This window comes from Streptomyces sp. NPDC107498 (assembly GCF_055582805.1).
This window is the reverse complement of the sequence record NZ_JBVJPE010000006.1, coordinates 325,041-345,787: the sequence shown is the minus strand read 5'-3', so window position 1 is coordinate 345,787 and position 20,747 is coordinate 325,041. Positions and strand designations below refer to the sequence as shown.

14 protein-coding genes are annotated in these 20,747 nt (G+C 72.7%); 6 read left to right on the top strand and 8 right to left on the bottom strand.

Annotated features, from left to right (window positions below):
• Positions 1 to 43: 43 nt before the first annotated feature.
• The 5 genes from ACZ66Z_RS14185 to ACZ66Z_RS14165 all read right to left on the bottom strand — a co-directional run bounded on the left by ACZ66Z_RS14185 (position 44) and on the right by ACZ66Z_RS14165 (position 7,063).
• Complete coding sequence (locus tag ACZ66Z_RS14185; RefSeq protein ID WP_469934230.1) at positions 44 to 2,908, bottom strand: FtsX-like permease family protein; 2,865 nt, start codon at positions 2,906 to 2,908, stop codon at positions 44 to 46.
• Positions 2,905 to 3,639 carry an ABC transporter ATP-binding protein gene (locus ACZ66Z_RS14180; protein ID WP_030692404.1) on the bottom strand — a complete coding sequence of 245 codons (735 nt, stop codon included), beginning with the start codon at positions 3,637 to 3,639 and terminating at the stop codon, positions 2,905 to 2,907. Before ACZ66Z_RS14180 ends, ACZ66Z_RS14185 begins: the two co-directional genes overlap by 4 nt.
• Positions 3,640 to 3,777: 138 nt before the next feature.
• Positions 3,778 to 4,467, bottom strand: coding sequence for a PadR family transcriptional regulator (locus tag ACZ66Z_RS14175; RefSeq protein ID WP_469934229.1), 690 nt, complete (start codon positions 4,465 to 4,467; stop codon positions 3,778 to 3,780).
• A 95-nt stretch (positions 4,468 to 4,562) separates the two neighbouring features.
• The gene (locus tag ACZ66Z_RS14170; protein ID WP_469934228.1) at positions 4,563 to 5,300 is read right to left on the bottom strand and encodes a hypothetical protein; all 738 of its coding nucleotides are present in this window, start codon (positions 5,298 to 5,300) and stop codon (positions 4,563 to 4,565) included.
• Positions 5,301 to 5,410: 110 nt separating this feature from the next.
• Positions 5,411 to 7,063 (bottom strand): protein kinase domain-containing protein, encoded by a 1,653-nt coding sequence (locus tag ACZ66Z_RS14165; RefSeq protein WP_469934227.1) that lies wholly within the window; start codon positions 7,061 to 7,063, stop codon positions 5,411 to 5,413.
• 264 nt (positions 7,064 to 7,327) lie between these two features.
• Here ACZ66Z_RS14165 and ACZ66Z_RS14160 point away from each other — a divergent pair, with 264 nt between their 5' ends.
• On the top strand, positions 7,328 to 8,935 hold the full coding sequence (locus ACZ66Z_RS14160) for a protein kinase domain-containing protein (RefSeq protein ID WP_469934226.1): 1,608 nt from the start codon (positions 7,328 to 7,330) through the stop codon (positions 8,933 to 8,935).
• A 177-nt stretch (positions 8,936 to 9,112) separates the two neighbouring features.
• Here ACZ66Z_RS14160 and ACZ66Z_RS14155 read toward each other — a convergent pair whose 3' ends face one another.
• The 3 genes from ACZ66Z_RS14155 to ACZ66Z_RS14145 form a co-directional block, all read right to left on the bottom strand.
• Positions 9,113 to 10,129, bottom strand: coding sequence for a phosphotransferase (locus ACZ66Z_RS14155; RefSeq protein ID WP_469934225.1), 1,017 nt, complete (start codon positions 10,127 to 10,129; stop codon positions 9,113 to 9,115).
• Between the two features lie 15 nt (positions 10,130 to 10,144).
• Positions 10,145 to 10,606, bottom strand: coding sequence for a pyridoxamine 5'-phosphate oxidase family protein (locus ACZ66Z_RS14150; protein WP_469934224.1), 462 nt, complete (start codon positions 10,604 to 10,606; stop codon positions 10,145 to 10,147).
• 163 nt (positions 10,607 to 10,769) lie between these two features.
• A complete protein-coding gene (locus tag ACZ66Z_RS14145) occupies positions 10,770 to 11,429 on the bottom strand; it encodes a response regulator (protein ID WP_469934223.1) in 660 nt (219 codons plus the stop codon).
• 338 nt (positions 11,430 to 11,767) lie between these two features.
• Between ACZ66Z_RS14145 and pdhA the strand changes: the two genes are divergently transcribed.
• The 5 genes from pdhA (at position 11,768) to ACZ66Z_RS14120 (ending at position 20,741) form a co-directional block, all read left to right on the top strand.
• Entirely contained in the window at positions 11,768 to 12,952 is a 1,185-nt protein-coding gene (gene pdhA / locus ACZ66Z_RS14140) for a pyruvate dehydrogenase (acetyl-transferring) E1 component subunit alpha (protein WP_469934222.1), read from the top strand.
• Between the two features lie 2 nt (positions 12,953 to 12,954).
• Positions 12,955 to 13,935 (top strand): alpha-ketoacid dehydrogenase subunit beta, encoded by a 981-nt coding sequence (locus tag ACZ66Z_RS14135; RefSeq protein WP_093875189.1) that lies wholly within the window; start codon positions 12,955 to 12,957, stop codon positions 13,933 to 13,935.
• Between the two features lie 31 nt (positions 13,936 to 13,966).
• A complete protein-coding gene (locus ACZ66Z_RS14130) occupies positions 13,967 to 15,352 on the top strand; it encodes a dihydrolipoamide acetyltransferase family protein (RefSeq protein ID WP_469934273.1) in 1,386 nt (461 codons plus the stop codon).
• 137 nt (positions 15,353 to 15,489) lie between these two features.
• The gene (locus ACZ66Z_RS14125) at positions 15,490 to 20,229 is read left to right on the top strand and encodes a DUF6531 domain-containing protein (RefSeq protein WP_469934221.1); all 4,740 of its coding nucleotides are present in this window, start codon (positions 15,490 to 15,492) and stop codon (positions 20,227 to 20,229) included.
• 17 nt (positions 20,230 to 20,246) lie between these two features.
• Entirely contained in the window at positions 20,247 to 20,741 is a 495-nt protein-coding gene (locus ACZ66Z_RS14120) for a hypothetical protein (RefSeq protein ID WP_469934220.1), read from the top strand.
• Positions 20,742 to 20,747: the final 6 nt, after the last annotated feature.

The window sequence follows — 20,747 nt, the reverse complement described above, 5'->3', positions numbered from 1 at the left end:
TGATCCACCCTCGTACAGGGGCACAGGTCGGGAACGAAGACCGTCAGGTCGCCGCGCGCCGGGCCAGCGCACCGCGCGAGCGGGTCACCAGGGCGGCGAGGAGCGCGGCGCCGAGCGGGACGGCGACGATCAGGCCGGCCAGCGTCTCCCAGGGGATGACGATCGGCACCTCGGGCGGGGTCAGGTCGCCGCTCCAGCCCTCGGCGAGGTTCTGCTCGTAGAAGCGGATCTGTTCGCGCTCCTCGGTGAGCCGGAGCCCGATGGCGGGCAGCAGTCCGGCGGCCGAGCCGAGGATCACGCCCATCGCGGCGACGACTCCGCACTGGAATCCGCTGAGCGTGCGGCGGACCCGGGGCGGGGCGCCCACGGCGGCGAGCGTCTTCAGATCGGCCTCGGCGTCGGCCTGGGCGAGTCCGGTGGCGATGCCGGCGGCGCCGATGGTGACCAGGCCCGCGAAGACGGCCAGCGAGAGCAGGATGATGCCGTATTCGTTGACGAACCCTTCTTCCAGGTGGACTTCGACGTCGCTGCCGAGCTTGGCGAGGTCGCTGTCGAGCTTCTGGCGCTGCTCGGAGTCCGGGAGCCGGTCGGTGCTGACGTACACGCCCAGCGGCGCCGTGGAGAGACCGGCGGCCTTCGCGGTGGCCGGGGTCATGAGGGCCTGGAGGCCGTAGGACTTCTTGTCGCCGGGCACCAGGTAGGCGGGGAGGGCGCTGACCTTGCCGGGGGCGGGACGGCCCTGCTCGGAGGCCTTCTCGGCGGCGGCGATGTCGGTGATCTGCTTGATTCCGACGGTGCCGTCCTTGCCGACCAGGGCACGGTTGAAGCTGACGATCCTGCCGTCGGCGAGGGCCTTCACGGTCGCGGGGTCGTCGACGCCGAGGACCTGGAGCAGCTTGGCGTCACCGACGAGCAGACCGCCGTCGGAGACGTACATCCCGCTGCCGGCGGAGCTCTTGCAGCGCCAGTCCTCCGTGAGCAGCTTCCGCCGCTGTTCGGGCGTGTACTTCTCCGAGGCGTCGCCGCCGCCCGGGACCGTCGCGTAGAGCGGGCACTCGTTCGCCGGAGGGACGAGGACCTCGTAGCGGCCGCAGCCCTCGCCCTCGCCCCAGGGCGGGCAGCCCGGCTTGCCGACCGAGACGCGCTCGACGTCGGCGCGGACGTCGACGGGGAAGTTGCGCTGGACGGCCTCGCGGACGGCGGGGACGTCCCGGCCGCCTTCTTCCTGGACGAAGGCGGAGGCGACGCCGTACGGCAGCGTGGCCTCGTATTCGGCCCTGTTCTGGGCTTCGCGGCCGGCCATGTACGTGGTGACGGCGACCGTGCCGGCGACGGCGGCGAGGACGGCGGCGACGGCGGGTGCCGTACGGCCCCGGTTGCGGACGGCGTCCCGCAGCGCGAGGCGCGGGGAGAGCGGAAGCCAGCGGCCGGTCCGCCCGAACAGGCCCACCAGGGCGGGGGTCATGGCGACGACACCGAGCTCGGCGAGGGCGGAGCCGGCCGCCACGAGGGTGACCTGCTCGGAGACCGTCGAGCCGAGGAGGGCGATCGCGCCGCCGACGACGAGGGCCGCCAGGCCGATCAGGGGCAGGACGCGGCTGCTGCGGCGGACCCCGCGCCGGCCGGTGAGCGAGGCGAGGACGGTCTGCCGGGAGGCGGTGACGGCCGGGACGATCGCGGCGAGCAGACCGGTCAGGACCGCGAGCAGCGCGATGCCGAGCAGTTCGAGGGGCCGGATGTCGAAGGCCCCGAACCGCTGGCCCATGGTGTCTTCGAGGACCGGCTGCAGCACCAGGGTCAGCACCAGGGCGAGGACGGTGCCGGTGACGGCGGCCGCGACGCCGATGACCAGACCGCCGCTCAGCACGATGGCCCGGATGTGGCTGCGGGCACCGCCGTTGGCACCGACCAGGCCGAGCTGGCGGCGCGAGCGGCGGGCGCCGACCGCGAAGGCGGGTCCGGCGAGGAGGCAGATCTCCAGCATCGCCAGACCGACGACGGTGGCGAGGGAGGCGAGTTCGGCGGTGTCGGCCCCCGGGCTGGCCTCGTAGCCGCCCCAGCCGTCCTTCTGGTTGAGCGGGACCTCGGACGCGGCGGGCGGGTCGAGCACCACGGCGCGCGAGACGACGGCGATGCCCTTGGTGTTGATCTCCTTGACGGTGTTCCACGTGAAACCACCGGACTTGCGCACCAGGTACGAGACGGAGGTGTCGGGCGCGGGCAGACCGGCCTTCTCGACCGCCTTCGCGTACGGGGCGAGGAAGGCGCCGGGCAGCGCGTTCACCTGGTCCGTGGTGAGGGAGTCGGGAAGTTCGTAGGAGCCGACGATCCGATACGGGCGATCGAAATTGCGGGCGGAAAGGGTCGAGCCGATCGCCAGGCCGCTCGTCTCCAGGAAGTGCGAGGTCGCCATGACCTCGTCGTCCTTCTCCGGGAAACGCCCCTTCAGGAGCGTCATGATGCCGTGGGCGATCGGGTCGGCCGCCTTGAGCTCGCGCACCTCGGTCCCGAGCAGACCGTGGGCCGTCGTCAGCTTGGCCGCGCCGAGGCCGTCCGTGAGGACGGTGGAGCCCGCCGGGACGCGCTTGAGGACATCGGTGCGGCCGCTCGGCCACGGTTCGTCCTCGTAGTCCTTGGCCGTCGTGTGCATCTCGCCGGTGGGGTCCTGGAAGATCGGGACGCCGCCGACCTCGGCGTCCCTGAAGCGTGCGTCGGCCGCGCCGATCGTCCGCTCCAGCCGCTCGGCGGGCGACAGTTCGGAGCTGCGGTAGGTCAGATCGAGGGCGCTGACACCCAGGATGGGCAGCGCGATCATCGCGAGGACGAGGGCGCTGCGGCCCTTGGAACGCCAGGCGTCGCGGCGGGCTATGCGGATCGCGGCCCGCCAGGAGTGGAGCCAGGTCTTCACGCGTCGGCCACCTGACCGGAGAGGAGCGAATCGGCCTCGCTGCGCACGGTCTGGTCGACGATGGCGCCGTCCCGCAGGAACACGACCCGGTCGGCCCAGGCGGCGAACCGCGGCTCGTGGGTGACGAGGACTCCGGCGGCGCCCGCGTCGCAGCGGGAGCGGAGCAGGGCGAGCACGGACTCGCCGGTCTCGGAGTCCAGGGCGCCGGTCGGCTCGTCGGCGAGGACGAGGCGACGGTCGCCGACGAGGGCGCGGGCGATGGCGACGCGCTGCTGCTGGCCGCCGGACATCTCGTCGGGGAAGCGGTCGGCGAGGTGGCCGAGTCCCATCTCCTCCAGTGCGGCGACGGCCTCGACGCGCGCCTTGCGGGCGGAGGTCCCGTCCAGCTCGCGGGGCAGGGCGACGTTCTCGGCGGCGGTCAGGGCCGGGATGAGGTTGTAGTCCTGGAAGACGTAACCGATGCTGCGGCGGCGCAGGGCCGCGAGTTCCTTGACGCTCGCGGTGGTGATGTCGGTGTCCTCGACGATCACCCGGCCCGAGCTGGGGGTGTCCAGACCACCGGCGATGGTGAGCAGCGTGGACTTGCCGGAGCCCGACGGGCCCATGACGGCGACGAGTTCGCCGGGGTACACGGCGAGGTCGATGCCGCGCAGGGCGTGCACCTCGGTGGCGCCCGCGCCGTGGACGCGGGTCAGGTTCTGCAGTTGCAGCACGGGCTGCTGTGTCGACATGGAGGGGTCCCCCCGTTGGCCGTACGCGGCGGTCGGGCCGGGTACGGGAGCGTGCGGTGGAAGGTGGTGCGTCAGAGGTGTGGACGGGGCGCGAGGGTGCGGTCGACGCGCCCCGGGATCACCGGTGGTCGAAGGGCGCTAGGAGGCCGGAGGCACCGGGGCGGCAGGGACGGCCGGGGCGGCAGGGACGTCCGCGGTCGCCGGGTTCACGGGCCCGGACGACGGGCTGCCCGCGGCGGTCGCCGGGTTCGCGGGTCCGGTCGCCGGGCTCCCCGTGGCGGCCGTCGCCGACAGGCGGATCAGGCGGGACTCGCAGTGGTCCAGCCAGCGGGCCTCCGCCTCGGTCTGGAAGATCAGCTGCTCCAGGACGAGCAGCCAGGCCACGTCGTCCCGCTCCCGGGCCCCGCCGCCCTCGACGGCGAGCAGGGCCCGCGCCTTGAGCCGGGTGTAGTCCTGCATCGCCTTCACGGTGTGCCGGCGCTGGGACTGGATGACGTCGCGGATGTCGACGCCGGGCGCGCCCACGGCCATGGCGAGCTTGATGGCCAGCTCGTCGCGGGCGGGGCTGGTGCGGTCCACCGGCTTCTCGAACCAGGTCCTGAGCTCGGCGCGGCCGTCGTCGGTGATCGCGTAGAGCGTGTGCCCGGCCGGGTCCTCGCCGCCCTGGGCGACCATGCCGTCGCGCTCGAGCCGGCTGAGGGTCGTGTAGACCTGGCCGACGTTGAGCGGCCAGGTGGAGCCGGTGCGGGACTCGAACTCCGTACGGAGCTGGGAGCCGTAGCGAGGGCCGCGTTCGAGGAGGGCGAGGAGCCCGTGGCGGATCGACATACTCAGTATGTATACCGGGTATGTCGCGGCGGACAACCGTCCTGAGGGGGAAGGGGAAGGTCCGACTCAAGGGGGACCCGGAGGCCCCGGCCGGGTCAGCGGCGGCGCATCCGGAGCCCGAGGAATCCGATCCCGAACCCCATCAGGGCCAGCCCCACGCCCAGGGTCAGGACGGGAATCCGCTGGTCGACGAGGGCGGACGAGGCCTCGCCCGCCAGTCCGGGAGCATCGGCGGGCAGGCTGGCGGGCGCCACTCCGGGCGGCAGCGGGTCCCCCTCGCGTACCGGTTCGCGGGCCTCCTCGGCGGCCTCGCGATCGCGCGGGGTCGTAGCGGTTTCGGTACGAGGGGGGCGGGGCGGCGGCTTCCTGGCACCCGCCGGGTCGACGGGCGCGGCGGACCCGGTGCGGCCGGGGCGGGGCTTCCCCTCCCCCGCGGGCCGCCCCGCGAAGGGGGCGGAACGGCTGGGGGCGGGGGCGTCGGAGGGCTCGGCGCTCGGCTCCGGCGGGGAGGACGGCGCCTCCGTCCCGGTGGGTGCGGGCGCCGGGGAGACGGGCGCCCGGGTGCCCCCGTGGCCGCTCGGGGAGACGGCCGGAGGGGTGGTCGGCGCGCCGGGCGGAGAGGCGGACGGCGAGGGGGGGCCCGGCGGCGCGGTCGAGGAGGGCGCGGTGGAGGACGGGGCCGCCGATGTCGGGGCCACGCCGCTCACCGAGGTGCCGGGCACCTCCGCCGCGTACGCGAAGGAGGTGGCGTACAGGGCGTAGAGGCAGACGAACGAGCAGGTGAGCGCGGGGCGGAGAGCCCGCGCGCGTGTCCTGCGGAGTGCTGGAGTCACCGGGTGACCCCCTCCCGTGCCGAGCCGCGGAGACGTTCGACTCAGCGTCACATGCCCGATCCGTCCCGGCATCCGGGACGGGGCCAGGGGGCGTACGGCGTCCTCCGGGACTACTGCGGCGGGTTGCCCGTCGAGATCTTGAGGGTGAACTCGGCGTCCTCGTCCGTGACGTCCTCACCGGCCGGCGGGTACTGCTCCAGGACCGTGCCCTCGCCGTACGTGGCCTCGTCCACCGGGGTCTGGGTCATGATCTTCCAGCCCGCGGCCTGCACGCACGCCTTCACCGACTGGATGTTCTTGTAGGTGAAGTCGGGGACCTCGAACTTGGCCGGGTCGTCGGTCGACTCCGAGGGCTGCGTGCACTTCTTCGTGTCGATGGTCTTGGTCAGGTCGGGGCCCTTGTGGCCGGGCGCCGCCGTCTGGTTCTGCCGCGTCTCCGTGCCGCCGGTGCCGCCGGTGCCGCCGGCCTGCGGGTCCTCGTCCTTGTTCAGGTTGAGCGCCACGAGCAGGCCGCCGATCGCGAGCAGCGTGACGGCGACCGCGCCGACGAGGACCGGGGTGTTCCGGCGGGAGCCGGAGCCCGGGCCGCCGGTCGGGGCGGGGGCGGACAGGGGCGCCGGCGTCGGGGCGTACGGAGCGGGAGCCGGCGTCGGGGCGTACGGCGCGGGCGTCGGCGCCTGCTGCGGGTAGCCGTACGACGGGGCGGGCGCGGGGGTCGCGGGGCCGTACGGGCCGGGCTGCGGCGTCGGCGGCAGGTAGGGCTGCTGCACGCCGGGGTGCGGGGTCGGCGGCGGGGTCTGGCCGACGGGCGGGAAGACCGCCGAGCCGACGCCCGCGCCGCTGTTGACGGGACCGCCCTGGACGATCATCGGCGCACCGGTCTGGCCCGCCGCCAGGACCCGCAGGCACTCGTCGCGCATCGCGGCCGCGCTCGGGAACCGCTCGTTCGGGTTCTTCCGCAGCGCGCGGGCGACGAGCGCGTCCATCGCCGGCGTCACCGAGCGGTTGACGGAGGACGGGGCGACCGGCTCCTCCTGCACGTGCGCGTAGGCGATGGCGAGCGGAGAGTCGGCGTCGAAGGGGAGACGGCCGGTCAGCAGCTGGAAGAGCATGATGCCGACCGAATAAAGGTCGGAGCGGGCGTCCACCGGGCGGCCGAGGGCCTGCTCGGGGGAGAGGTACTGGGGGGTGCCGACGACCATGCCGGTCTGCGTCATCGAGGTGACCCCGGACTGCATGGCCCGCGCGATGCCGAAGTCCATGACCTTGACCACACCGCGCTTGGTGGTCATCACGTTGCCCGGCTTGATGTCCCGGTGGACCAGGCCCATCTCGTGGCTGACCTCGAGAGCGGCCAGCACGTCGGCCGTGACCTTCAGCGCCTTGTCGGCCGGCATCGCGCCGTACTGCTGGACGTCCGAGGCGAGGACCGAGCCGAGCGGCTGCCCCTCCACGTACTCCATGACGATGTACGGCATGACGGCGCCGTCGAGGGTGTCCTCGCCGGTGTCGAAGACCGAGACGATGTTCGTGTGCGACAGCTTCGCGACGGCCTGCGCCTCGCGGCGGAAGCGCTCGCGGAAGGACTGTTCCCGGCCGAGCTCCGTGTGCAGCGTCTTGATGGCGACCTGCCGGTCGAGCGCGCTGTCGTAGGCCAGGTAGACCGACGCCATGCCGCCCTCGCCGAGAAGGTCGCGCAGCTGGTACCGGCCGCCCGCGACCGAACCGCCCGCATAGCGGCCCTGTGCGCCGTCCTGGCTCATCTGTGCTTCCCCCTACGCGCGCGTGGCGGCGTCGATCCGGAATTTCCTGGCCAAGTCTGCCCCAGGGCAGTGACACGTCAAGCCGGGTGCCCGTTCCGTGACCCTCCGCACAGGAAGCGTTTCCGCACGGCCGGAGTAAACCCGTCGAATTTGCACAGGTGTACGTCGAAGGGGTTTGATGGCCGGTCCATCTCGGACCGTGGTGTCGTACGGAGCCTGTAGCGTGACGACTGGACACGGCACGACAGACGACGGCGAGGACTGATGGCACCCGAATCCGGAGCAGGTGGCGGTGTGCCGGACGCGTCGGCGGAATCATGGGGCGAGGGCGGCGTCGTCGGCGACGGCCGCTACCGCCTGACGCACCGTCTGGGCCGGGGCGGCATGGCGGAGGTCTTCGCCGCCGAGGACGTACGGCTCGGCCGCACCGTGGCCGTCAAGCTGCTGCGCGCCGATCTCGCCGAGGACCCGGTCTCCAAGGCCCGCTTCACCCGCGAGGCGCAGTCCGTCGCCGGGCTCAACCATCACGCGATCGTCGCCGTGTACGACTCCGGCGAGGACCTCGTGGGCGGCCGGCCCGTGCCGTACATCGTGATGGAGCTGGTCGAGGGCCGCACCATCCGCGACCTGCTGCTCAGCGCCGAGGCACCCGGCCCCGAGCAGGCGCTCATCATCGTCTCCGGCGTCCTGGAGGCGCTGGCCTACTCGCACCAGCACGGCATCGTGCACCGCGACATCAAGCCGGCGAACGTGATCATCACGCACACCGGCGCGGTGAAGGTCATGGACTTCGGCATCGCGCGCGCCCTGCACGGCGCGCAGTCGACGATGACCCAGACCGGCATGGTCATGGGCACCCCGCAGTACCTCTCCCCCGAGCAGGCCCTCGGCAAGACGGTCGACCACCGCTCCGACCTGTACGCCACGGGCTGCCTGCTCTACGAACTCCTCGCGCTGCGGCCCCCCTTCACCGGTGAGACCCCGCTGTCCGTCGTGTACCAGCACGTCCAGGACGCCCCGATCCCGCCGTCCGAGGTGGCGCCGTCCGTGCCGCCGGAGCTCGACGGCCTGGTCATGCGCTCGCTCGCGAAGGACCCGGACGACCGGTTCCAGAGCGCCGAGGAGATGCGCGGCCTCATCCAGTACGGCCTGCAGATGCTCCAGCAGCAGGGCGGCCACATCGGCACGTGGAACACCGGGCCGGTCGAGATGCACGAAGGCGGGCACACCCCGGTCGGCGGCATGGCCGCGACGGCCGCGATGGGCCACCCCGTGCACGGCGAGACCGCGCAGGGACCGATCCTTCCGCCGATGAACCCGAACGACGGCGGTTACGACGGCGGCACGGGCGGCACCGGCGGCTACGGCCAGGACGGGTACGCCGCGCAGAACGGCGGCAGCGGCGGCCGGGGCAAGGTGTGGCTGCTCGCCGCGCTCGCGCTGATCGCGATCGTCGCGGGCGTCGCGTACGCGGTCAACAAGACGGGCGACCCGGGCAGCGACGTGAAGCCGCCGACGACCACCGTCAGCACCTCGCCGTCGACCGCCTCCGAGGCGCCCACCCCCTCGGAGGAGCCCTCCGAGGAGCCCACCCAGGATTCGGGCACGTCGACCGGCGGCGAGACGCAGCAGCCGTGGAACCCGCCGACGACGCGGCAGCCGACGCAGCCCACGGGCACGCCGACGACCGAGACGCCGACGGAGCCGACGACCACGCCGCCGACCGATCCGACGAACACGCCGACGGAGCCGACGGGCGAGCCGACGACCGGTGCGCCCACGGAGCCGACCGGCCAGCCGACCGACGACTCCTCCGGCGGCAACGGCAACCCGGACACCCCGCCGCCGGGAACGGGCACCGAGACCGGCTGACGGCTCGGGGGCACCGGGACCGGCTGACGGCTGGGAGCCGGGGCGCAGAGGCCGGCTGACGGCTTCCTGGCGGCGGCGACTGCGACGGAGCCATGCCCGTCGTGTTCGCCGTCCTCGCCGTCCTCGTCGTCTTCGTCGTCTTCGTCGTGTTCGTCGTGTCCGTCGTGTTCGTCGGGCTCAGCCGGCGAAGGCGTCGCGGACCGCCGCGTACTCACGCGTCCACCAGACCGCCAGGGCCGACACCGCGGGGAACTGCGGGTCGGCCCGCCGGTCGTGCAGCTGGTAGCGCCAGCGCAGGGTCCAGAAGTCGTTGAGCCGCTCCCACCACACCCGGTGCGCCGCCGCGGCCAGCTCGGCGCCGTCCGCCCCCGTCGCCCGCCGGTACGCGCGCGCGTACGCCCGCACCTTCTCCAGGGCCAGCTCCCCCTCCGGCCGTACGAAGAAGATCGCGGCGGCCCTGACCGCCTCCTCGGCCCTGGGGCGGACCCCGAGCCGGTCCCAGTCGACGATCGCGGCGGGCTCCGCGCCCCGGTACAGCAGGTTCAGCGGGTGGAAGTCGCCGTGCACCCACCCGGCGGCGGAGGCGGCCGGCGGCCGGTGGTGGGCGTGCTGGGCGAGCAGCCTGCGCCGCTCCCTGAGCCGGTGCTCGGCGAGCGCGTCGAAGCTGTCGCGGGGGCGGTGCGCGCGGGCGAGGCGGAGCAGCTCCTCGATGGCCCGGAAGGTGTCCTCGGGGCGGGCGCTCTCGTGCTCGCCGCCCGGCGGTGGGGATTCCATGACCTGCTCCAGGCAGGTGTGGACGCGGCCGAGGAGGGTGCCGAGGCGGCGGGAGCAGCCGGTGGAGAGCTGGGCGCCGTCGCGGTGGCGGCCGTCGACCCAGGGGTGCAGGGCGTAGCAGTGGCCGCCGACGAGGGCGACCGTGCGGCCCCGGCTGTCGGGGAGCGGCGGCGCCACGGGCAGGCCGAGGGCGTGTAAGCGCTGGGTGGCGCGGTGCTGGCGGGTGATGGTGGCCCGGTCCGAGGTGGGGGCGTCCAGGTGCTGCTTGAGGAAGTACGCCCCACGGGTGGTGGAGAGCCGGTAGCCGCGGTTGAGCAGGCCCTCGGTCACGGGGACGCAGGAGAGGGGCTCGCCCACGTCCGTGTAGCGGCGCAGGAGGGGGCGGACGGGCGGAGCGTGGGGTGCAGATGAGCGCGGCACTCCGCAGATGTTAGATCACGCTGCGTGGCGGAGGCGTCGCCCGGAGGAGCGGGGTGCGGAACCGGCCGGGTTCCCGGTCTCCGCGTGCCCGCCGCAGTCGAGTTCGTGGACCGTCACGAACTGCGGCTCGATCCGCATGAACACCGGGGCGAAGGGCTCGCCGTCCACCCGCACCGGCTCGGGGCCGAAGGCCGCCAGCTCCTCCGCCGTCGGCTCGACGGTCTCGGCCGTGCCCGTGAACTGCACGGACCAGATGTGCTCGGCGCCGGAGTCGCAGTTGTCCGCGCCGTACGCGACCACGCTGCCGTTGCAGGCGCGGTGGTAGCCGAGACCCCGGTGCATCCGGAGCAGGACGCGGCCGTCGGCCACGACGTGGCGGGCGGGAGCGACGAACGGCATCGCCCGCATGCTCGTCGCCACCCGGCCGTACGACACGCGGCTGAGCAGCTCGATGGCGCGGATCTCGTCGGAGGACATGGCCTCCACTCTCCGTCACCGGCGCCGTGTCGGAAAAGGGACCCCTGCCCCGGTTCGATCGGGACGTAGGTCCCGAGGACGGGCCGCCGGCCCCGCTCCGTCGCCCCCCGCCCCGCCCCGTCCGTACGGGGCGGGCACGGGTCGGTGCCGGAGACCGAGGACGTCAGTGGCGCTCGGCTTGGAGCCGGGCCACGTACGCCGCCGCCTGGGAGCGCCGCTCCATGCCCAGCTTCGACAGCAGGCTGGAGACGTAGTTCTTGATGGTCTTCTCCGCGAGGTGGAGCCGCTCGCCGATGACCCGGTTGGTCAGGCCCTCGCCGATCAGGTCGAGGATCCTGCGCTCCTGATCCGTCAGGGAGGCGAGCTTGTCGTCGCCCTTCGGGTTGTTGCCGTCGCGCAGCCGCTCCAGGACCCGGGCGGTCGCCACCGGGTCGAGCAGCGACCTGCCGGCCGCGACGTCCCGCACGGCGTTCAGCAGCTCGTTGCCCCGGATCGCCTTGAGGACGTAGCCCGAGGCTCCGGCCATGATCGCGTCGAAGAGCGCCTCGTCGTCCGCGTACGAGGTCAGCATCAGGCACTTGATCGACTCGTCCTGCGAACGGATCTCCCGGCACACCTCCACCCCGCTGCCGTCGGGCAGCCGGACGTCGAGCACGGCGACGTCCGGACGGGTCGCGGGGATCCTGACCAGCGCGTCCGCCGCCGTCCCGGCCTCGCCGACGACCTCGATGTCGCCCTCCACGGAGAGCAGCTCGTGGACGCCGCGCCGGACGACTTCATGGTCGTCCAGCAGAAATACCCGGATTTTTCCTTCTTCGCGCACGCGGTCAGTCTCACATATTGGGTCTTCCGGCGCCCGGGGTGCGCGGGATAACGTGCCGGTTGTTCCGACGACGGCGTCGGGCCGTTGTCCATGCTCTGACCAGGGATGAGTCCCCCTTTTCTCGATTTACTTGGAAATCCAAGCAAAATCGCAGGTCAAGTGGGGTTTCGCGGGAATGCCGCGTCATGGGTAACGTGCCTATGACGGCGCTCGCCGGGGCACCTTTCACGCCCGACTCCGGCCGCGTCGCACCCACCCCGTGCGAAGGTACGGACAAGGCGGAGCCGCACTGGCCTCACCGGCGAACCCGGGGGCCGGACCGACGGAGGAGCACGCACGTGACCGTGGAGAGCACTGCCGCGCGCAAGACGACGCGACGCAGCAGCGGCACCAAGCGCACCGCAAGCGCGAGCACGAGCACCACCAAGAAGGCGACGGCCGCCACGGCCACGGAGCCCGAGCTCGTTCAGCTGCTGACGCCCGAAGGGGAGCGCGTTCAGCACCCCGACTACGACATCGACCTGAGCGCCGAGGAACTGCGCGGTCTGTACCGCGACATGGTCCTCACCCGCCGCTTCGACGCCGAGGCGACCGCCCTGCAGCGTCAGGGAGAGCTGGGCCTGTGGGCCTCGCTGCTCGGCCAGGAGGCCGCCCAGATCGGTTCGGGCCGGGCCCTGCGCGACGACGACTACGTCTTCCCGACCTATCGGGAGCACGGCGTCGCCTGGTGTCGCGGGGTCGACCCGACGAACCTGCTGGGAATGTTCCGCGGCGTGAACAACGGCGGCTGGGATCCCAACAGCAACAATTTCCACCTGTACACGATCGTCCTCGGCTCGCAGACCCTGCACGCCACCGGCTACGCCATGGGCATCGCCAAGGACGGCGCGGACTCCGCCGTGCTCGCCTACTTCGGCGACGGCGCCTCCAGCCAGGGCGACGTCAACGAGTCGTTCGTCTTCTCCGCGGTCTACAACGCCCCCGTCGTGTTCTTCTGCCAGAACAACCAGTGGGCCATTTCCGAGCCCATCGAGAAGCAGAGCCGCGTCCCGCTCTACCAGCGCGCCCGCGGCTTCGGCTTCCCCGGCGTCCGCGTCGACGGCAACGACGTCCTCGCGTGCCTGGCCGTGACCCGGTCCGCCCTGGAGCGCGCCCGCCGCGGCGAGGGTCCGACGCTCGTCGAGGCCTTCACCTACCGCATGGCCGCCCACACCACCTCCGACGACCCGACGCGCTACCGCCGCGACGCGGAGCGCGAGGCGTGGGAGGCCAAGGACCCGATCCTCCGGCTGAAGGCGTACCTGGAGAACGAGGGCCACGCCGACGCGGCCTTCTTCGAGGAGCTGGAAGCGGAGAGCGAGGCCCTCGGCAAGAACGTCCGCGAGGTCGTCCGCGCCATGCCCGTCCCGGACCACATGGCGATGTTCGACCACACGTACGCGGACGGGCACGCGCTCGTCGACGAGGAGCGCGCGCAGTTCGCCGCCTACCAGGAGTCCTTCACGGGCGGAGAGGCCGAGTAACCATGGCTGTTCAGAAGCTTCCCCTGGCGAAGGCGCTCAACGAGTCGCTGCGCAAGGCCCTGGAGACCGACCCCAAGGTCGTCATCATGGGCCTGGACGTCGGCAAGCTCGGCGGTGTCTTCCGGATCACCGACGGCCTGCAGAAGGACTTCGGCGAGGACCGGGTCGTCGACACCCCGCTCGCCGAGTCCGGCATCGTCGGCACCGCGATCGGCCTCGCGCTGCGCGGCTACCGGCCGGTCGTGGAGATCCAGTTCGACGGCTTCGTCTTCCCGGCGTACGACCAGATCGTCACGCAGCTGGCGAAGATGCGGGCCCGTTCGCTCGGCACCGTGAAGATGCCGGTCGTCATCCGCATCCCGTACGGCGGTGGCATCGGCGCCGTCGAGCACCACTCCGAGTCCCCCGAGTCGCTCTTCGCGCACGTCGCGGGCCTTAAGGTCGTCACCCCGGCGAACTCCTCCGACGCCTACTGGATGCTCCAGCAGGCGATCCAGAGCGACGACCCGGTGATCTTCTTCGAGCCCAAGCGCCGCTACTGGGACAAGGGCGAGGTCGACACCGAGGCCATCCCCGGCGAGCTGCACAAGGCCCGGGTCGCCCGCGAGGGCACGGACCTCACCCTCGTGGCCTACGGCCCGATGGTGAAGACCTGCCTGGAGGCGGCCGCGGCCGCCGCCGAGGAGGGCAAGTCGATCGAGGTCGTGGACCTGCGCTCGATCTCCCCGCTCGACTTCGACACCATCCAGGCCTCGGTCGAGAAGACCCGCCGCCTGGTCGTCGTCCACGAGGCGCCGGTGTTCTTCGGCTCCGGGGCGGAGATCGCCGCCCGGATCACCGAGCGCTGCTTCTACCACCTGGAGGCCCCCGTCCTGCGGGTCGGCGGCTACCACGCGCCGTACCCGCCGGCGCGCCTGGAGGAGGAGTACCTGCCGGGCCTGGACCGCGTGCTCGACGCCGTCGACCGCTCGCTGGCGTACTGAGGAGAGCACCGTGACGATCCGCGAATTCAAGATGCCCGACGTGGGCGAGGGCCTGACCGAGGCCGAGATCCTCAAGTGGTACGTCCAGCCCGGTGACACCGTCACCGACGGGCAGGTCGTGATCGAGGTCGAGACGGCCAAGGCCGCCGTCGAGCTGCCCATCCCCTTCGACGGGACGGTCCACGAGATCCTCTTCCCCGAGGGCACCACGGTCGACGTCGGCCAGGTCATCATCTCGGTGAACGTGGGCGGCGGCGCCGAGCCCGAGGCCCCGGCGGCCCCGGCCGTGGCGGCCGCCCCCGTCCAGGAGCCGGTGGCCGAGCCGGAGGCTGCCCAGCCGGAGGGCCGCCAGCCGGTCCTCGTCGGCTACGGCGTGGCCGCGAGCTCCACCAAGCGGCGCGCGCGCAGGACGCCGGGCGCCCCGGCGCAGGCGGCCGAGGTCGTCGCGCCCGCCCCGGTGGTCCCCGAGCAGCTGAACGGCCACGGTCCCGCGGCCGGCCGCCCGCTGGCCAAGCCGCCGGTGCGGAAGCTCGCCAAGGACCTCGGTGTCGACCTGGCGACGGTCACCCCGACCGGCCCGGACGGGATCATCACCCGCGAGGACGTCCACGCGGCGGCCGCTCCGGCGCCGGCCCCGGCCGTCGAGGCCCCGGCGCCCGTGGCGGCACCGGCCCCTGCCGCGGCGCCCGCCGCCGCGACGGCCGTGGCGTCCGACGCCCGGGAGACCCGTGTACCCATCAAGGGCGTGCGGAAGGCCACGGCGGCGGCGATGGTCGGTTCGGCCTTCACCGCCCCGCACGTCACCGAGTTCGTGACCTTCGACATCACGCGCACGATGAAGCTGGTCGAGGAGCTCAAGTCCGACAAGGACATGGCGGGCCTGCGGGTCAACCCGCTCCTCCTCGTCGCCAAGGCCGTCCTGGTCGCGGTCAAGCGCAACCCGGAGATCAACGCGTCCTGGGACGAGGCGGCGCAGGAGATCGTCCTCAAGCACTACGTGAACCTGGGCATCGCCGCGGCCACCCCGCGCGGTCTGATCGTGCCGAACATCAAGGACGCGCACGCCCAGACCCTGCCCGAGCTCTCGCGGTCCCTGAGCGAGCTCGTCGCGACCGCCCGCGAGGGCAAGACGACCCCGGCGGCGATGCAGGGCGGCACCTTCACCATCACCAACGTCGGCGTCTTCGGCGTCGACACCGGCACGCCGATCCTGAACCCCGGCGAGTCCGCGATCCTCGCGGTCGGTGCGATCAAGCTCCAGCCGTGGGTCCACAAGGGCAAGGTGAAGCCGCGTCAGGTCACCACGCTGGCCCTCTCCTTCGACCACCGCCTGGTCGACGGCGAGCTCGGCTCCAAGTTCCTGGCGGACGTCGCCGCGGTCCTGGAGAACCCGAAGAGGCTCATCACCTGGGCGTAGTGACGCCGTTCGTCCGTTTCACGTGAAACATCCGGCGGTGGCTGATGCCACCGCCGGATGTGTTTCCGCGTCCTCGTACGTGGTAGGACTGTTCCGCTTCGCGAACGGGACGCACACACGGACGCACAGGGGGAAGCATGGCGGTCACGGTGCCCGGCTGGGCGGACACACTTCTCGACCTCATAGGCGTGGCCTGGCCCAATGTGGACGAGGACGCCTACCGGGACATGGCCGACGCCCTGCGGGAGTTCGCCTCCGACCTGGAGGACGACGGACAGCTCGCGAACAACCACGTGCAGCGGCTGCTCTCCTCCGGACACGGCGAGGCCCTCGACGCCCTCAACGGGCACTGGGGCAAGGTCAAGGACAAGCACATCAAGGACATCGCCTCGGCGGCGCGCACCATCGCCGGCGGCGTCGACGCCGCCGCGACGGCCGTCGAGGTCATGAAGGGCGCGGCCCTCGTCCAACTCGGCTACCTGGCCTCGGAAGCAGGCATCGCCCTCTCCCTCATCCCGGTCACCGGCGGGCTCTCCGCGCTGATCGGCGCGGGCGCGATGCGGGCCACCCAGGAGGTGGTCAAGCGCCTCATCAAGGAGTGCATGGAGGAGGCGGTCTCCTTCATCGTCTCGGCGATGACCGAGCCGGCCGTCGCCGCCCTGGAGAACCTCGCCGCCGACCTCGTCGTCCAGCTCGGTGCCACCGCCCTCGGCCTCCAGGACGGGGTCGACCTCGACCAGGCCAAGCAGGCGGGCGCGAACGGATTCAAGGACGGCGTGCAGTCCTCCAAGGACGCACTGAACCTCGCCTCCGCGGGCGGCTCGGGCGCCGGCCCCGGCGGTGGCAAGGGGTTCTCCATCGACCACGCCGAGCACGATCACGCCGGGACCCAGCTCAACGGCGTCAGCGTCGCCATCCACGGCAAGACCAGCGGGAAGCTCACCAAGGCCAGGTCGCACCACGGCCGCACCCGTGGCCGTGACTCCATCGCCCAGGCCCTCGACCCGGTCCTCGACAAGGCGATGGACGCCCTCGCCAAGTCCGCCACGACCATGGGGGACCACGTCGGCAAGACGCTGCCCAAGGCGGTCAAGCAGATCTCCGTCGACCACAAGAACCACGACGACGACGTGCGCGCCCGTCTCGCCAACGAACGCCGCAAGGACGAGGACGGCGGCGGCAGGGGCCCCGGGGGCGGTGCGAACGACAAGCGCGGCCCGTCCACCGTGAAGCCCGACTCGATGAGGGACGCGAAGGACGATCCGCGGGGCAAGGGAACCCCCGTCAACACCCGCCGCTGCGCGACCGACCCGGTCGACATCGCCTCCGGCGAGATGGTCCTCACCCAGACCGATCTGGCCCTGCCCGGCGTCCTGCCCCTGATCCTGCGCCGCACCCACCTCTCCGGCTACCGCTACGGCCAGTTCTTCGGCCGCAGCTGGGCCTCCACCCTCGACGAGCGGATCGAACTCGACCCCAGGGGCGGCGCGCTGCTGGCCCGTGAGGACGGCTCCGTCCTGGTCTATCCGAGGCTCCCGCAGGGCGAGGACGACGAGGTGTGGCCCGTCGAGGGGGCCCGGCTGCCGCTCTCGCTCGCCGACGCGGGCGCGCTCGGCGAGGTCACCTACGCGATGCGCGACCCGCACGCCGGACTCACCCGCCACTACACCGGCAACCCCTTCCGCGGCACGCTCCACTACTGGCTCCGCTCGATCGAGGACCGGCACGGCAACGTCGTCCACATCCAGCGCGGCGACGACGGCCTGCCCGCCTCGGTCGTCCACGAGGGCGGCTACCGCGCCCTCGTCGTCACCGACCCGGACGCGGGGCGGGTCACCGGCCTCTCCCTGTACGCCCCGGAGGGGGCCAGGACCCTCACCTCGTTCGGGTACGACCCCTTCGGCAACCTCGACACCGTCACCAACTGCTCCGGCCGCCCGCTCCGGTTCACCTACGACGACCAGGCCCGCGTCACCTCCTGGACCAACCGCAAGGGAGCCGTCTACCGGTACGTGTACGACGGCGCCGGCCGGGTCGTCGAGACCATCGGCCCCGACGGCTTCCTCTCCTCCCGTTTCGCCTACGAGACCGACGCCGCCACCGGACACCGCCTCACCCGCTTCACCGACTCCACCGGGGCCGTCTCGGTCGTCCGGCTCAACGAGCTCGGGCAGGTCGTCGCCGAGACCGACCCGCTCGGCAACACGGTGCTGCGGAGCTGGGACCGCCACGACAACCTGCTCTCCCGCACCGACCCGCTCGGCAACGAGGCCCACTTCACCTGGGACGACCACGCCGACCTCATCCGCATCCGCTTCCCCGACGGCACCGAGGCCACCACCGCCTACGACGCCCTGCACCTGCCGGTGGCGGTCACCGGGCCCGACGGCACGACCTGGCGCCAGACCTTCGACGCGCGCGGCAACCGCACCGAACTCCTCGCCCCCGACGGCGCGGCGACCCGCTTCACCCACGACGCCTTCGGCGCGCTCACCGCACGCACCGGCCCGGACGGGGCCACCGAGCGCTTCACGACCGACGACGCCGGTGTCACCCTCACCGCCACCGACGCCCTCGGCCACACCTACGCCGTCGCCCGCGACGCCTACGGCCGCCCGCTGCGCGGCACCGACCCCACCGGCGCCGTGACCACCATGGAGTGGACGCCGGAGGGCTGGCTCTCCCGCCTGACCGGACCGGACGGCGCCACCGAGAGCTGGACCTGGGACGAGGAGGGCAACTGCGCGTCCCACACCGACGCGACCGGCGCCACCACCCGCTTCGAGTACGGCCACTTCGACCTGCTCACGGCCCGGACGGGCGCGGACGGGGCCCGCTACGAGTTCCGCTACGACACCGAGCTCCGGCTCACCGAGGTGCGGGGTCCGCAGGGGCTGACCTGGACGTACGCCTACGACGCGGCCGGCCGGCTGGTCGCCGAGACCGACTTCGACGGCCGCACCGTCCGCTACGCCCACGACGCCTGCGGCCGGCTCGTCGGACGCACCGGCCCGCTCGGCGACACCACCGCCCTCGCGTACGACGTCTGCGGCCGCCTCCTCACCAAGGAGGTCGCCGGCCGGACCACCCGGTACCGCTACGACGCGGCCGGCCGGATCATCGAGGTCACGGCCCCCGATTCCACCCTGACCCTGGAACGGGACGCCCTGGGCCGGGTCCTCGCCGAGACCGTCGACGGCCGCACCCTCCGGTACGAGCGGGACGCGGCGGGCCGGGTGGTGTCCCGCACCACGCCGACGGGCGCGGTGTCGACCTTCGCCTACGACCCCGCCGGGCGGCGCACCGAACTGGTCAGCGGCGGGCACGCCGTGCGCTTCGGCCGGGACGCCCGGGGCCGTGAGCTCAGCCGGGTCTTCGGCGAGGCCGACCGGCCCGTGACGCTGGCCTCCGAGTGGAACGCGGCCGGCCGACTGGCCGGGCAGACCCTCACGGGCCCCCGCGGCGAGCTGCGGTCGCGCGGCTACGCCTACCGGGCCGACGGCTTTCCGGAGGAGGTGACCGACCGGCTGAGCGGCCGCGTCACCCTCTTCGGCCTCGACGCGGTGGGCCGGCCGACCGAGGTGACCGGGCACGACTGGTCGGAGCGGTACTCCTACGACGCCCTGGGCAACCAGACCCACGCCGAGTGGCCGGACCGGGCGCTGCGGGACGAGGGCCGGGGCGCGCGCAGCTACGGGGGCACCCGGGTCCTGGCCGCCGGCGCGGTCCGCTACGCGTACGACGCCGCGGGCCGGGTGGTGCTGCGACAGCGGACCAGGCTCTCCCGCAAGCCGGAGACCTGGCGGTACACCTGGGACGCCGAGGACCGGTTGACCGCCTGCCGGACGCCGGACGGGACGCTGTGGACGTACGCCTACGACCCGCTGGGCCGGCGTACGGCCAAGCACCGGATGGCGGAGGACGGGCTGACGGTCGTGCAGTCGGTCCGGTTCACCTGGGACGGCAGCCGGCTCGTCGAGCAGACGGACTCGGCCCAGGGCACCACGCTCACCTGGGACTACGACGGTCACCGACCGCTCGCCCAGCTGGAGCGCCGGGCCCGTGACGCGGAGTCGGGGCGGGCGGAGACGGACGCGCGGTTCTTCGCGATCGTCACGGACCTCATCGGCACCCCGAGCGAACTCGTCGACGAGGACGGGGAGGTCGCCTGGCACAGCCGGACCACCGTGTGGGGCCAGGCCACCTGGAACCGGGACGCCGTCGCGTACACCCCGCTGCGTCTCCCCGGCCAGTACGACGACCCGGAGACGGGCCTCCACTACAACCTGCACCGCCACTACGACCCGGCGACCGCCCGCTACACCAGCCCCGACCCGCTCGGCCTCGGTCCGGCACCCAACCCGGTCGCCTACGTGATCAACCCGCACGTCCGGATGGACCCCGAGGGCCTGATCGCCAAGGGGTGCACGGAGGACGGCGGCTGGTACAGCGGACTCCAGCCGGCGAACCTCAAGAAGGACGACGGGACCCGGCGCACCGACGTCGACATGGAGATCAACCACATCCCCGCGAAGGACTCCTACGCCCACCTCGACCAGGCCGGTTTCCGGAAGACGAAGAGCGGCGGCGCGGGCATGGGCCCGGCGATCCGCATGGAGTACGACGACCACCGCGGCGTGACGAGCACCGGCTCCAGCAAGGAGGCGGACCAGTGGCGCGCGGACCAGCGGGCGCTCATCGACGCGGGGCGCTGGGACGAGGCGATGATGATGGACATCAACGAGATCCGGGCGCTCTACGGGGACAAGTACGACACCCACATCGCCGATATGATCGACAGCCTCAAACACAACCGCAAATTCCAGAAGATGCTGACGGACCGCGGCTGGACGATCGATTACGACATCCTGAAATAGAAAGGCACGGTGGGCAGATGGACCTGTTGCTCGAACCCCCGCACGGCGTCGGGCCGGTGCGGCTCGGGATGACGCTCGACGAGGCGGTCGCGGCCGTGTCGCCCTGGGGCGAGCCCCGGGTCCGCACCCGCCCCAACCGGGTCCTGGTGACCCTCTCGACGAAGTGCGACACGGTGGGCGTGGAGGTGCTCCTGGAGGAGGAGGACACCGTCACGGCGGTCGAGTTGTGGTGGCCGGGCGAGGGCCGGGAGACCTCCACCCGGGTCCTGCTCGACGGCGAGGACGTGTTCCGGACCCCGGCCGACGAACTCCTGGCGCGGGCGGCGGGGCGCGGCTGGACGGTCGACGCGGAGAATCCGGAGAATCCGGTGGTCCCGGGGGTCTCGCTCGGTTTCACGCGGCAGACCTCGCAGGAGGTCCCGCGGAAAGCGGACGGAATTCCGGTCCATTTCACCTCCGTTCTCGTCGCGGGTGAGAAGTACTACGACTACCGCTACGAGAACGCGGGCTGAGTCCGC